The organism is Streptococcus sp. LQJ-218 (genome assembly GCF_003428885.1).
GTDB lineage: Bacteria > Bacillota > Bacilli > Lactobacillales > Streptococcaceae > Streptococcus.
This window is the reverse complement of record NZ_QQRU01000010.1, coordinates 15,296-29,247: the sequence shown is the minus strand read 5'-3', so window position 1 is coordinate 29,247 and position 13,952 is coordinate 15,296. Positions and strand designations below refer to the sequence as shown.

Genomic DNA, 13,952 nt, shown 5'->3' with positions numbered 1-13,952 from the left:
AGTGATTTTCACAAACCTTAAATAAAATATGTTTTGGGGAATTTAGGTCACAATCACTAAAATAAACTTGTTATTTAAAAAGCCTACCTTTCAGTAGACTTACTTTGTTTCTATTCTAATCGGTACTCTTCCAAAATTCTGCTCTGCTATACTTGGATTTCCAAGTTGGTAAATCTGGTCTGCCTTTTGGGTCATGGCATCCCAGGGTTCTTTGCCAATTCGGCTGACTAGATTGACCTGCCCTTTCAAAGACTTGAGATGCTGTCTACCTTTTTCGGTAAAACCAAGAATATGAATGGCTTCTGGTAAGGCACTTTCTCTAGCTTGCACCAAGATATAAGTCAAAAGGCGTCTGACACGCGCTTTGGTATAACGCTTGGTTGCAACTACCTCGACCAATTCGTCAACAGACTGGGCTGTCTTGATAGCTTCCTTAATACGCACTGCCATTTCTTGATTGACCTGATAGATGGCGGTTAGGTCTGGATTTGACAAGATTTGATAGCGTATCAAAGAAAAATAATCTTCCCAGTTTACCTTACACGCCTGATCAAAGAGTTCAACAGAAGGCATAAAGCGTTCTAAGAATTTTTGGTCACTTTGGTGCCGACGGAGAGCTGTCGCCGAGGCAAAGTCTACATCCTTGTCCACAGAATGGTAACCTGCTCCCTGACGCTGAATCGGATGGAGTTTGATGTTGCGTCCCGCAACTGCCTTGGCATAGGCAAGAGCAAGGACATGATTGGGGGTATTGCCTGAAAAATCAAGACCAGCAAATTCCTTCCACATGGCTTGAGTTTTCTGTGGATAGGAGAGAGAGTCAGGTAGATTATCCACAAATTGCTCCATCTCAGCACCTTTCTCTGTGTATAAGTCAGCGATTTTCTGGTAATCTAGAACTTCCTCTGTCCCAAAGGCTAGAGTATCAATGCCTAATAGGGCTAAGATATCCACAGCTCCTTGGCCGAAGAAATCCGCCGCCTGAACACTGACTAAAAAGGGCAATTCTATCACTAAGTCCGCCCCATTTTCCAGCGCCATCTGGGCTCGTGTCCACTTGTCCACGATAGCTGGTTCTCCTCGCTGCATGAAATTCCCAGACATGGCAACAATTTTCAGCCCCTCCGCCTGTTCCAGCAGGTATTTATGCCCATTATGAAAAGGATTGAACTCCGCGATAATACCTGTGATGGTCATGCTAATCTCCTACGTCTATATTTCCTTTTTGTTCTATAGGGGTATCGTTTAGCCTTCATTGACACATTATTACTTTTAACAACTATTAATCTAACAATTATCTTGGATGTGACAATACAACTAGCAATAAATATCGGTATAATCGTATATGGATCTAAATTAGAACTAGAATTTTTTATTTCGTCTAAAAGGAGAACATAAGATCCACCGATTAAAATAAATAGTAATGCAACTATAATAATTTTAATCCAGATCAAAAAATACTCAAACAATTCTTTAATAAAATCTGTATCGTTTTTTAATGACAATTTGATCACATAACATACAACTAAAATGGAAAACAAAGCGTTTGGAATAATTGAATATTCACTGATCAATTTTATAATTTTATCTCCAAAACAAATTATCATATTTACAGATGTATCACTTATATTCACAGTTTTGGAATACCCTATAAATAAATACGCCAAACTCATAGGAAGTATGACATATTTAAAAAATTCAAACTTATTATCAGTTTCATAAATTACAATCTTCTTCAAAAATAATAATGGTATTTTTAAAACTAATAGTAACAGATGTAACGTCAATACAAATACAACAATAACACTTGCTATTAAAATCCAGAAAATCGATTTTATTCCTTTTTCCCAACTTTTAAAAGATATATGTTCACGAAAGAAATCAATATCACTCTGAAACTCAGCTTTACTAACAGCAATTGATTTAAATCTAATACTATCTCTAAATTTTATACAATAAGCAGCAAAATAAATTAATATAAATACTAACAGCCAAACTAGTCCTTTTATCATGCTAATCTCCTACTTCTGCGCCACAAAAAACCAACGGGTACTGGTTTCTGTTGGCTCCTTGTCTTCAAAGTCTGCATAGAGTTTGAAGGATTTGAAACCAGCCTGTTCCAGCAAGATATCATAGGTCAAGATCTCGTAAGTCCGTTCCTCATGTACCTCATCATGACGGCTAAAGGAACCATCTGCCTCCTTGACAAAGAAGGTCAGTTCATGCACGATGGAGTGAGGAGCATCGTCCTCATAGGTATCCCAAAGCATGGCAAAGTCTTCGGCGTTTTCATGGTAGGAATAGCCCGGGAAGACCTCATCTGTCTGGTAAGTCGAATGCACATCAAAGATAAAGATTCCGTCCTCATTGAGAGCATTATAGACTTCCTTAAAGACGTCCCCGACTTCCACCTCATCCTGCATGTAGCAGATTGAGTCCGAATAACAAGTGACAAAGTCGTATTGACCAACCTTGGATAAATCCAGCATATTGCCTTCAATGAAATCAATCTTTTGCTTGGCTGAAGCCGCTCTCTTTTCGGCAATCTTCAACATATCCGCACTCAAATCAAGTCCAGTCACATTAAAACCAGCCTGAGAAAAGCGCACAGACTGGATGCCTGTCCCACAAGCCAATTCCAAGAGTTTCTTTCTCTCCTTAGTCTTGGGCAAATGCCGGAGGGAAAAATCCGTCCATTTATCGTATAAACTATCATCCATCACAGCATCGTAAACAGCCGCAAAAGTTTCATAAGTTGCCATAAAACATGATACCAAGAGCCTCCATGGCAAACACCACTCGCCCTTTACCTTTCTATCAATTTTTCTAAAATAAGCAAAGAAACCCAGTTGACTACAACTGAGTTCATCTTCTAAGCAAGAGCTTCTGAAATATCTACTGAATTTGCCTCATGCCATAGTTTTTCGAGGTTATAGTGGGCACGCATTTCTTCTGAGAAGATATGCACTACGACACTACCGAAGTCTAATAGGACCCAGCCTCCAGCCGCATCACCTTCGACATGGCTGCCTTTAAAACCTGCTTCCGCTACTTTTTCACGGATGTTATCAGCGATAGCGTCCAACTGACGGCTATTCATTGAGCTAGTGATGACAAAGTAGTCCGTCACACTAGTCAAATCTTGTACATCAAGTGCGAGGATATCCTCTGCACGTTTCTCATCAGCCGCTTTCACGACTAGTTCTAGTAATTCTTTTTCGTTCATTTAGTCCTCTTTCAAATAGTGCACAAAGGCGTTATAGGTTTCAAGGGTTTGGGGATAGATGGGAAATCCTTGGTGAGCCAAATGTTCCACAGTACGAGCTGTTTCGTAAGCAACTGCCTTATTGAGCGATAAACTTGCAATCTCACGAGCCTCATCCACATCTGGAAAGGTACGATTGTGCTCGATATAGTCTGCGACGTAGATAACCTTATCAAGGTCTGTCATCTGACTTGCTCCGACTGTATGAATTTCAATAGCTCGTAGGATTTCAGAATCTTGTAAATCCAAATCTTCCTGAATTTTATAAATCCCAACCATACCATGCCAGACATTGTTACCCCAATTTTTAAGGTCAGGGTCTAGCTGATAACGATCAATCAAGTCTAGGAATTCCTGATCGAACAGTTTTTTTGCATAGTCATGAAGGAGACCTGCTAAACCAGCTTTTTCAACATCCACGCCAAAGCGCTGAGCCAATTCCATGGCTGCACGCTCCACACCTAAGCAATGGGTTAAACGTTTCTCGGGTAGAAGCTCTGCCATTTTTTCCAACAAAGCCTCACGGGTGCAGTTAATATAGTCTTGATAGCCCATCAGTAAAGCCTTTCTTTCTCAATATAGTCTAGCACTGGTTTTGGCAAGAGAAAGTTAGGTGTGCGTCCTTGGGCGATGAAATCACGTACCATGCTGGACGAGATATCCATGAGAGGCACATCCACCCAGATAACTGGGTAAGAAGTCCCTGCCTTGTAGCGTGGGCGCTGAACCCCCACAAACTGAACCATGTCAACCAGCTCGTCAATTCGATACCACTTAGGCAGATAGTCCACCATGTCGGCTCCGATAATGAAATAATAATCGGTATCTGGATTCTTCCCTGTTAAAAGCTTCATGGTGTCGTAGGTATAGGAAATGCCCTTGCGCTCTAGCTCAATGGTTTCAATAGCCAGACCTTCACTTCCCTCAATAGCCAACTCAAGCATCTTAAGACGATGGTGTTCAGGGATGGTTTCCTTTTTATCTACATGAGGAGGTTGGTATTCAGGCATGAGCAGAACCTGGTCCAGTCCCAACTGCTGGCGCACTTGATCCGCAACAATGAGATGGGCATTGTGAACAGGATTAAAATTCCCCCCTAAAATCCCAACTTGTTTGCGTTTTTTCTCCTTGATTTCTGGCTCCAACTCTACCTTGGTAAAGGGAGTCAATAATTCGATTGCCATAGGCTAGTCTCCTTTATTTCTCTGTAAAAATAGTTGTTTGGAGTAGGTTTTTTAGATTTCTTTAACTTTTTTAGAAATCTTGCGATTCTCTTTCTTGCTTGATTGTTTATACAAAATCAAGATACGACCGATTTTTTGGACAGTATCCACACCAATTTCTTCTTCCAAGATTTCAGCTACTTCGTGGATGTTTTCATCAGTGTTTTGCAAGAGCGTTACTTTAATCAATTCGCGGGCATCAAGAGCTTGACGGACGCTGGTTTTGATTTGGTCGTTAAGTCCATTTTTCCCGATTTGAATGATGGGCTTGAGGGTGTGTGCCTGACTGTTGAGGAAGGCACGTTGTTTCGATGTTAATGACATATTTTTTCTTCCTTTTTTGATAGTTATTTTAGGTGGTGAGGGACGGTCGGAACTAATTTTCCAAAGATCTCATCTTTGAAAAATGGATTTCCTGACCTCACAATTGAGCCTTGGTCTCAATTGCGCCCCTTGCCAATCTAACGATTGGCAATCACACCACAGCAATAACTATCTTTTTATGAGCTCACTTTGTTCGCTCAGTGATTTTATTTTAAATAATTGCTTTTCGTGTGACAACTGCGACGCCTTCTGGTGCCCAGACGGCGACTTTGGCACTTCCTGTCACACGGATCCAGCCTAGTCCTGAGATAACTAAGTCAGTCTTATCCTTGATAGTAAAGACATGTTGGACCAGTTTTGGAAAATCTTCTTTTTCCTTGCTATTTGGTGGCGTTAAAAGGGTTCCGAGATGCTTGTCGTAAAAGGCACTCGCTCCTTCGAGCTTGGTACGGTGGAGTTTTAGTTCATTGTCAAAGAAGGCTGTAAAACCTTGCTTTTCACCCGCAATGAAGTCAAAGCGTCCGAGACCACCTAGAAATAGGGTTTGTTCAGGATTGAGCTGGTAGGTTTTAGGTTTGATTTCCTTTTTAGGGCTGACATACTTAAGGTTTTTAGCCGTCAAGTAGTGGGCCATCTGGTGACGGTGGATAATTCCCGGTGTATCGTAGATATAAGATCCGTCGTCAAGTGGAATCTCAATCTTGTCCAAGGTTGTCCCTGGGAAGCGCGAAGTCGTGATAACATTCTGGTCACCCGTGATTTCTTGGATAATAGCATTGATAAGGGTTGATTTTCCAACGTTGGTCACACCGACCACGTAGACATCACGGCCCATACGATACTGCTCGATTTTGTCAATGACTTCCTTAATGGCATGTTTGTTTTGAGCTGAAGTTAGGACGACATCAACAGGACGAAGTCCTTCTTCGTGGGCACGTTCCATCAGCCACTGGCTAATCTTGCCCGGTTTAACTGACTTGGGCAGAATATCTTTTTTATTTCCAACCAAGAGGACATCATTGCCCGATACAAAGCGTGGCAAGCCTGGGATGACAGACCCATTAAAATCAAAGATATCAATGACATTAACCACTAAAGCATCACTGTCTCCCACCTCGTGCAAGAGTCTTAGGAAATCATCGTCCGTCAACTGAACATCTGTGATTTCATTATAATGACGAAGACGGAAACAACGCTGGCAATAAACTTCGCCAGTCTCCAAACCTTTTTCAAGTGCCGACTGGGGAGTAAAACCTAAACCAGTCTTATCTTCCGTCTGAATGATTGCTCCACAACCAATACAGAGAATTTCTTCCATAATTAGATTCCTTTTTTATAAGTGATAGGGCCATACTTTTCAGCGATTTTTTTCATGACACGACGCTCACGCGCTCGGTTAATCTGAGTCTTAATAGAGTCTTGCTGAACCAAGGGTTTAACCAAAATCGAACGAATACCTGCACGATGGGCTGCCCGAATATCCGTCATAAGCTGGTCGCCTACCATGACCACTTGGTCTTTTTCATAGTGGAAATGTTTCATGGCACGGTCAATCCCAAATGTGAAAGGCTTTAAAGCCCAATAAACATAGTCAATCCCAAATTTTTCAACTGCTCGTTGGACCCGTTTTTTAGTGTTATTTGAAACTACGATAATGCGAATACCCGCGTCTCGAAGGTCATGTAGCCATTGCTTCATCTCTTCTGTTCCATCTGGATTATTCCAAGCAATGAGGGTATTGTCCAAATCGACCAAAACAGCCTTGATTCCCTGCGCCTGCAGGCTTGGGACTGTCAGATCATAGACTGCTTCCACAGCAAAATCTGGCATGTAATTTTCAATCGCCATTTTGGCTCCTTTTCTTAACTTTTTTTCGCAATTTTCCTTAATAACGATGACAAAACAATCCACAACCCAGCACTGGCTAAACTAATGTAGACCCAAGCATAGGGCTCATCTGTGAAGGGAAGGGGAACATTCATCCCAAAAAAGCCCGTCACTACTGCCAAAACTGCTAGTAAAACTGAAATAATGGTCAAGGTTGTCAAGTTATCATTCAGGTTGTTGTTTAGGATGTTGTTGTAAGATGCTGATAGTTGTTGAAGGACTTGTGAAATCAAGTCTGTCATGGACACCAACTGATGAGCCTCAATCATGGCGTCATCAAACTGCTCTCTCTCAATTTCGTTAAAACCGCGATAAAGAGCATGTTCTTGGATATACTCAAGCAACATGCGATTTTGCTTGGCAGCCACTGTCAGATAGACCATACCAGTCTCCAAGTCGGAAAGGGCAAAGAGATTTTTCTTTGTCGTCCGCTGACGCAAGAGCCCATTGACTTCATCCTTACTCTTGTCCATCTGCTCGATGATAGGATAGTAGGCGTTGCTAATGATTTCTAGACTGGCAAAGAGAAACTTGTAAATCGAAAGCATATCATGATTCTCCAGATAACGTGTCATCTGTTCAATAATATAGGCGTTCTTAGTATTACTAATGGTAATCAGGCGACGATGTTCCACGATAAAAGTCATAGGAAAGGCTTCATAGTAGGTCTTATCCTTTTTCAAGTCCAAGACATTGTAGATAAAGGTCACCGTCCCATTTTCACGGTGATAATCCATGTGAGCACGTTCATTTCTATCCAGTGCGTATTCAATGGTTTCTTGGTCCAAACCGTAGATTTCAGAAAGGTCCTCTAGTTTTTTCAACCTGTCCAAATCTAAGTTAATCCAGATACAACCATTACCCAACTGTTTTTCTAAAAACATCTTCTCTCCTTTACAAAACTCTTTCTATTGTACCATAAATCTGCTAGAATTTCAGACCTGGTCTGTCCGAGAGAAATTGCTGACAACGGTGATATTCCGATTGGGAACGAAGTGCAGAACCTGGTCTTCTCCTCTGAGTTGAGTAGTTCGAATACCGACGCTGACAACCTTGCCCGATACAGTGATAGGGCCATTTGTCAGAACAACCTCATCTCCTACATCCAGTTGACGTTCAAAAAGGATGAAAAAGCCATTGATGACATCAGACAGAAAACCTTGAGCTCCCATTCCAATAGCTACCCCAGCAATCCCAGCCCCAGCAAGTAAACTAGAGACTGGCAAACCTAAAATCGACAAAATGCAATAGAGTAAAAAGAAATAGAGAGTATAATTAAACACATTCTCTAATAAACGTGAAATGGTTTTCTGACGTCCAACATCATGACGAGACATTTTTAGAGAAGGTTTGACAATTCTCTGCACCATGGTATGGAGCAATTTCTTAGCTATATAAAAAAGCAAAACTAGGAATAACAGAGAAATTAACTTGGTTAAGATATTTTCAATAATCGTTGTAACATCAAGCTTATTGAGGTAGGTTTGAATAAATTCTTTCATAGAAAACTCCTTTCATCTATTATACCATACTTTTACAAGTGATGAGTCTCCATAAATATTCAAAAATAACAGCAAAAATAGACAGAAAATTCTTGATTTTAGTTCATCTTTATACTATAATCATAAACATTACACAACAAAGGAGATTGTTATGAAAAAATGCATCCATGCTTGGAATAAGACAAGCCTGATCAAACGGATTTTGATTGGTATGCTTATTGGAGGAAGCCTAGGACTGACACTTCCTAATATTTCAGGAATTGGTTTACTCGGAGATCTCTTTGTTGGCGGCCTAAAAGCCATCGCACCTATTCTAGTCTTTGCCCTCGTTGCTAACGCCCTTTCCCAACATCAAAAAGGGCAAGATAGCAACATGAAAACAGTTATCTTCCTTTACTTGCTAGGAACTTTTGCTGCCGCTCTTGTTGCTGTCTTAGCAAGTTTCATCGTCCCTGTTGAGATTACCTTAAATAGTGCCAATACAGAAATTGCACCACCAGATGGAATTGGACAGGTCCTCAGCAACCTCTTGCTCAAACTGGTTGACAATCCAGTCAATGCCCTCGTTACTGCTAACTACATCGGTATCCTATCTTGGGCAGTTGTTTTCGGAATTGCTATGAGAGAGGCCAGCAAAAATAGTAAAGAATTGCTGAAAACCATGGCTGATGTAACTTCTAAGATTGTCGAATGGATCATTAACCTAGCTCCATTTGGAATCCTTGGCCTTGTCTTTAAAACTATCTCTGATAAGGGAATCGGAAGTCTAGCGAACTATGGAATCTTACTTGCACTCTTGGTGACAACCATGCTCTTTGTAGCGCTGGTAGTCAATCCACTAATCGCCTTTTTCTTTATAAAGAGAAATCCTTATCCCCTCGTTTGGAAATGTTTGCGTGTCAGCGGTGTGACAGCCTTCTTCACTCGTAGTTCTGCAGCTAACATCCCTGTCAACATGAAACTTTGTCACGACCTCGGTCTAAATCCAGACACCTATTCTGTTTCTATCCCACTTGGTTCTACTATCAACATGGCCGGGGCAGCGATTACTATTAACATTTTGACCCTTGCTGCAGTTAATACTCTTGGAATCCCTGTTGACTTTGCGACAGCCTTTATCCTCAGTTTGATAGCAGCTATCTCAGCCTGTGGTGCTTCTGGTATTGCCGGAGGATCCCTCCTTCTTATCCCAGTTGCTTGTAGCCTTTTCGGTATTTCTAACGATATTGCCATGCAAGTTGTTGGGGTTGGATTTGTGATTGGGGTCATCCAGGACTCATGTGAAACAGCCCTCAACTCTTCTACAGATGTCCTCTTTACTGCCGTTGCCGAATATGCGACAGCCCGTAAAAAATAACTCATAAAGGCAAGCCTACTCAGGTCTTGTCTTTTCCGCTTTTATTCTAACTTACTAGGAAATTCTTATGTCTATTAGCCAACGTACGACAAAACTCATCTTAGCTACCTGTCTTGCCTGTCTTCTTGCTTATTTTTTCAATCTCTCCTCAGCTGTCTCGGCTGGAATCATCGCCCTCTTGAGCCTATCCGATACTCGTAGAAGTACCTTAAAACTGGCCCGCAATCGACTCTTTTCCATGCTCCTAGCTCTAGCTATCGGTGTTCTGGTTTTTCACTTGAGCGGATTTCATATCTGGAGCCTCGGCCTCTACCTAGCCCTTTATGTGCCTCTAGCCTATAAGATGGGCTGGGAAATTGGCATCACACCAAGTAGCGTTTTGGTTAGCCATCTCTTGGTGCAAGAGTCAACCTCTCCAGACCTTCTAGTCAATGAATTCCTTCTCTTTGCTATTGGTACAGGATTTGCCTTGCTTGTCAATCTCTACATGCCTTCACGAGAAGAGGAAATTCATCACTACCACGCATTGGTAGAAGAAAAGTTAAAAGATATTCTCCAGCGCTTCAAATATTATTTATCAAGAGGGGACGGACGCAACCAAGCACAGCTAGTAGAAGAATTAGACACTCTTTTGGAAGAAGCCCTCAGACTGGTCTATTTGGACCACTCAGACCACCTCTTTCACCAGACTGATTACCATATTCACTACTTTGAGATGAGACAGCGACAAAGTCGCATCCTGCGAAATATGGCTCAGCAGATCAACACCTGTCACCTAGCTGCCAGTGAAAGCCTAATTTTGGCCCAACTCTTTTCAAAAATTGCCGGTCAATTGAGCCAGACCAATCCTGCTTCTGATTTGCTCGATGAAATTGAACGTTATCTGGAAGTCTTCCGGAACCGCAGTCTGCCTAAGACCAGAGAAGAATTTGAAACCCGCGCCACGCTTCTTCAACTCCTACGTGAAGCAAAAAGCTTCATCCAAGTAAAAGTTGACTTTTACCAAAAATATGGACAGTAATACTCTTCGTAAATCTCTTCAACCTAGGTCAGCTCTATCCACAACCTCAAAACCGTGTAAAAAAGAAAACTTCAGATTTTCACTTTTTGTGATTGGTCTGAAGTTTTCTTTTATTTGTAGGTTAGTACCATAAAGGTTAATAGTAAAAAGAATAAGGCCAAACTCACCAATAAGGTGAGCACCTTGACCAAGGTGTTGCTCTGCCAGTAGCTCGGCTTACCAATATTACTAGTCGCATCCATGGAAAATAGTTGATTTTGTCGGGGTTGTATGGTTACCAGTACAATCAAAGCAAGAGAGAGGACAATAGCTAAAACAATCAGTATGTCAATCATAGGCCTACCTCAAAATTCTCAGCAAGGTAAAGAGTAAACCAATTAGAATCACTAATCCCAGTAAAAGTGAAAAAGTCTTACTAATCTTTTCCCCTCGGGTTTCTTTTTCCTTCTTAATCGGCTTTTGTTTCAACTCTTCCATGCGACCTTCAACGTCTTTGTAAAATAAATCTTTGTCTGACATGTTAGCCTCCTAAAACAGTTTGCATAGTTTCCTGATATCGCACCAAGTCAACATAATTTGCATGTTGTCCTTGCTTCCCAAGTGCCAGATTCATTTGATTCACATCTGAAAGGGCCAGTTTGATGGTCTCAACCAAAGAAGAAACTTCACTACTTTCAAATAGATGATCTGGAGCGATATAAAGTCTATTGTGGACCGTTTGATTGAAGCCCAGAATCAAGAGATTGTGCTCAAAGGCTTGACGCACTGCCTGCAGCAACTCATTGCTGTGATTGATATCCAAATAAATATCCGACAATTGATAGAGCTCCTGAATCTTTTGTGGGCTAGCATTCTGGTAAAGTACCACATTAGGATAGCGAAGCATGTCTAAGAGCTTAGAAGACATCTCTGTTACTGCTGCGATACGGAAAGTGACATCAGGCAAGGCTTCTACAATTGCTTCCACTTGCTCAATCTGATCTGAATTAGTCAAGATCAAGGCGTCTCGTCTTAGGAAATTATCACGTTTAAACTGATAATGGTAACCTACATGCACAAACTGATCATGGTATCTCTCTTCAGTCAACTCTAAAGCACGCTCATAAGTCGCCTTGTTTGGAATGATGATTTTTTTGGTACGCACAGCATCACTGTCCAAAATCAACTGCATATTACCTGGAATGGCATCATAGAGAGGTTCCTGCCAAACCAAGACATCTGAGCCAGATTTATCTGGATGATGGAAGGAAACCAAGAAAGCAGTCGCTAAGCTATTAAAGACAATCTGATGCTTAGCTAGCCCCAAATCTTGTAAAAAGAAGGTGATAAATTCAACTTTATTTGCAAAGTAACGAATGGACTGACTAGGTAAAGTCAATAAGATATCACCTGTCACATGGTTTTCAAGTAACAGCTCCTGACCATTGACATCTTGGTAAACCGTCATAATTGGCTCACTATCAGCACTATAGGTCGTTGTGGCAAAGCAAGCTCCAAAGCGATTATAATGATCAACTTGACGGACTCGACCTTCCAGGTCTTTCCAATCTACTTGCTTAACCAAGCGCGCCTGCATTCCATCAGCATAATGAATAACGGCCCTCTCCTGTGTCATATCTTCAATACGAGCAGACTGATTATTTCCTGAAATTTCCCAAAAAGCTGGAACAGGAACTTGATTAAAATAAAGAGGTTTTCCCTTTTCATATCCTAGATAATAAGTAAAAGGAGATACCAGACCATCAGGCAGAAAACCATCTGCATCGATGACCACTCCAAGTTGAGAAAGACCAGTAGCTACTAGACTTTCATGTAAATCTCGACTTTCTTGACCATAACGATCATAAAGTTCAATCATGGAGCACCTCCTCTACTGTTTTCTTCCACTTTTCTAAAATTTCTTCGGTTAAGAAGCCTTTTGCAATTTGATAAGAATGGGCACGCATGGTTTCCAAACGATTTTCTTGATATAATTGACAAATCTTAGCTGCATAAGCTTGCTTGATTTTATCTTCCACATGGTCAGATGAACTTGGAATCAGATAACCATTTTGCCCATCTTCTATAAAAGTCTGATTGCCATAAGGCACATCAAAACCAATTAGAGGTAGACCGGAGCCAATTGCCTCCATCAGAGTCAAACCAAATCCTTCGCTGGTTGAAGCCGTCAAGTAAACCTCATACTGGCTATAAATCTGCGAAAGTTCCGCATGTCCCTTGAGTTGGATATAGTCCTCAGCCTGATGAGTTGCAATAATCTCTCTAAGCAGAGAATCTTCACCACCGCTACCATAAATATCAAAGGTTAATTCAGGTATTTCCTTACGCGCCTCAATGACCGCCTTGACCAACCAATCGATGTGTTTTTCTTTGGCAAGACGTGAAGCCGTAATCAATGAAAATGGCTTGCGTCCCTGACTTGACTCAGTCAAGGAATCAATACTACCTACAGGAATGGTAACAATCTTTGGTTGGTGCTGGGTGTATTTAGCAAATTGCTCTTGCAACACTTCATTTTGTCTGTCAGTGGATACGATGAAGAAGTCAACCTTATCTGCATTGGTAAACTGATAGTCATAATAGTTGTTCCATAGGATATAGTCCTCGTTTGTAGCATTTTCACTATAATGCTCCGCATGAACAACTACCGCTAAATGCGCTGCCTGCGCTTCCTCAAACACAACCTGTCCAATGCCTGTCTCTCTATCGAGAATGACCAAATCAGACTTGTTCAAATTCAAGGACTTCATAAAGGCACGCATAAAAGCTGGCTTCCCATAGAAAATCTTATCCTTGAAACGGTAAACTTCTTCCTTGCCTTGATTCATCAAGATATCATAGGCTGGAGTCCCGTCTTCATTGTAAAAAGTTCGTTGGTATAGGACTGCGACATTATCCTTGGGAGCAAAGTACTCGCTACAATAACGTGTATAAGAAAAGTAATCCTTACGAATCAAATTTCCTTTAAAAACATACTCTACATATTGGACCAAGTCCTTGTTCTCATCAACCAAATAACAGGTGACAAACTTATCTTGGTCAGAAAAGAAGACACGCAATACCTTACCATTCTTTTCTCTACGACTTTCAACACCGTCAAAAGTAGCTAAGACATCATCCACTGTCACACTAGTCGGTGCAATCTTGATATCTGTAAAGTAATTATAAAGCCAAATCACTTGCTCATCATCAAAACCAATATTGGCTGTCAAATGCTGAATATTATCAGCTAAAATCATATCTGTAAAGATAAATTTAGAGGGTAAATTCAAACTTCGAAAAATACCAGCACGATAGGCTTGAGCGTATTCTACACCGCTACTAGCCCAACCAATTCCTAAATTTATATTGTAAATTGTCATATTTTCTCCTC

The 13,952-nt window shown here is 41.1% G+C and carries 17 protein-coding genes; 2 read left to right on the top strand and 15 right to left on the bottom strand.

Annotated elements, in window-relative coordinates; all coding sequences use genetic code 11:
• Positions 1–99: 99 nt before the first annotated feature.
• From D2908_RS08970 to D2908_RS08920, 11 genes are all read right to left on the bottom strand, one after another.
• Positions 100–1,197 (bottom strand): nucleotidyltransferase, encoded by a 1,098-nt coding sequence (locus D2908_RS08970; RefSeq protein ID WP_117306511.1) that lies wholly within the window; start codon positions 1,195–1,197, stop codon positions 100–102.
• Positions 1,194–2,012, bottom strand: coding sequence for a hypothetical protein (locus D2908_RS08965; RefSeq protein ID WP_117306509.1), 819 nt, complete (start codon positions 2,010–2,012; stop codon positions 1,194–1,196). Before D2908_RS08965 ends, D2908_RS08970 begins: the two co-directional genes overlap by 4 nt.
• Before the next feature lie 9 nt (positions 2,013–2,021).
• Positions 2,022–2,762, bottom strand: a complete 741-nt coding sequence (locus D2908_RS08960) for a class I SAM-dependent methyltransferase (RefSeq protein WP_117306507.1) — start codon at positions 2,760–2,762, stop codon at positions 2,022–2,024.
• Positions 2,763–2,872: 110 nt separating this feature from the next.
• A complete protein-coding gene (rsfS, locus tag D2908_RS08955) occupies positions 2,873–3,226 on the bottom strand; it encodes a ribosome silencing factor (RefSeq protein ID WP_117306505.1) in 354 nt (117 codons plus the stop codon).
• Entirely contained in the window at positions 3,227–3,820 is a 594-nt protein-coding gene (yqeK, locus tag D2908_RS08950; RefSeq protein WP_117306503.1) for a bis(5'-nucleosyl)-tetraphosphatase (symmetrical) YqeK, read from the bottom strand. It abuts the gene before it with no gap.
• Positions 3,820–4,449, bottom strand: coding sequence for a nicotinate-nucleotide adenylyltransferase (locus D2908_RS08945; RefSeq protein ID WP_117306501.1), 630 nt, complete (start codon positions 4,447–4,449; stop codon positions 3,820–3,822). Before D2908_RS08945 ends, yqeK begins: the two co-directional genes overlap by 1 nt.
• A gap of 51 nt (positions 4,450–4,500) precedes the next feature.
• Positions 4,501–4,812 (bottom strand): ribosome assembly RNA-binding protein YhbY, encoded by a 312-nt coding sequence (yhbY, locus tag D2908_RS08940; RefSeq protein ID WP_000060171.1) that lies wholly within the window; start codon positions 4,810–4,812, stop codon positions 4,501–4,503.
• A 211-nt stretch (positions 4,813–5,023) separates the two neighbouring features.
• On the bottom strand, positions 5,024–6,130 hold the full coding sequence (yqeH, locus tag D2908_RS08935) for a ribosome biogenesis GTPase YqeH (RefSeq protein WP_117306499.1): 1,107 nt from the start codon (positions 6,128–6,130) through the stop codon (positions 5,024–5,026).
• A 2-nt stretch (positions 6,131–6,132) separates the two neighbouring features.
• Positions 6,133–6,660: a YqeG family HAD IIIA-type phosphatase gene (locus D2908_RS08930; RefSeq protein ID WP_117306497.1), complete on the bottom strand. Its 528-nt coding sequence runs from the start codon at positions 6,658–6,660 to the stop codon at positions 6,133–6,135.
• Between the two features lie 14 nt (positions 6,661–6,674).
• A complete protein-coding gene (locus D2908_RS08925; protein WP_117306495.1) occupies positions 6,675–7,583 on the bottom strand; it encodes a magnesium transporter CorA family protein in 909 nt (302 codons plus the stop codon).
• 51 nt (positions 7,584–7,634) lie between these two features.
• Positions 7,635–8,201, bottom strand: a complete 567-nt coding sequence (locus D2908_RS08920; RefSeq protein ID WP_049495320.1) for a mechanosensitive ion channel domain-containing protein — start codon at positions 8,199–8,201, stop codon at positions 7,635–7,637.
• 151 nt (positions 8,202–8,352) lie between these two features.
• On the opposite strand from D2908_RS08920, the gene sstT reads away from it, so the two are divergent.
• Both sstT and D2908_RS08910 read left to right on the top strand, forming a co-directional pair.
• The gene (gene sstT, locus D2908_RS08915) at positions 8,353–9,558 is read left to right on the top strand and encodes a serine/threonine transporter SstT (protein ID WP_117306493.1); all 1,206 of its coding nucleotides are present in this window, start codon (positions 8,353–8,355) and stop codon (positions 9,556–9,558) included.
• Between the two features lie 67 nt (positions 9,559–9,625).
• On the top strand, positions 9,626–10,579 hold the full coding sequence (locus D2908_RS08910; RefSeq protein ID WP_117306491.1) for an aromatic acid exporter family protein: 954 nt from the start codon (positions 9,626–9,628) through the stop codon (positions 10,577–10,579).
• A gap of 110 nt (positions 10,580–10,689) precedes the next feature.
• Here D2908_RS08910 and D2908_RS08905 read toward each other — a convergent pair whose 3' ends face one another.
• The 4 genes from D2908_RS08905 to gtfA are packed head-to-tail and all read right to left on the bottom strand — an operon-like array spanning position 10,690 to position 13,941.
• Complete coding sequence (locus tag D2908_RS08905; RefSeq protein WP_117306489.1) at positions 10,690–10,914, bottom strand: accessory secretory protein Asp5; 225 nt, start codon at positions 10,912–10,914, stop codon at positions 10,690–10,692.
• Between the two features lie 4 nt (positions 10,915–10,918).
• On the bottom strand, positions 10,919–11,098 hold the full coding sequence (gene asp4, locus D2908_RS08900; protein ID WP_117306487.1) for an accessory secretory system protein Asp4: 180 nt from the start codon (positions 11,096–11,098) through the stop codon (positions 10,919–10,921).
• Between the two features lies 1 nt (position 11,099).
• Positions 11,100–12,437, bottom strand: coding sequence for an accessory Sec system glycosylation chaperone GtfB (gene gtfB, locus D2908_RS08895; protein WP_117306485.1), 1,338 nt, complete (start codon positions 12,435–12,437; stop codon positions 11,100–11,102).
• Complete coding sequence (gene gtfA / locus D2908_RS08890; protein ID WP_117306483.1) at positions 12,430–13,941, bottom strand: accessory Sec system glycosyltransferase GtfA; 1,512 nt, start codon at positions 13,939–13,941, stop codon at positions 12,430–12,432. Before gtfA ends, gtfB begins: the two co-directional genes overlap by 8 nt.
• Positions 13,942–13,952: the final 11 nt, after the last annotated feature.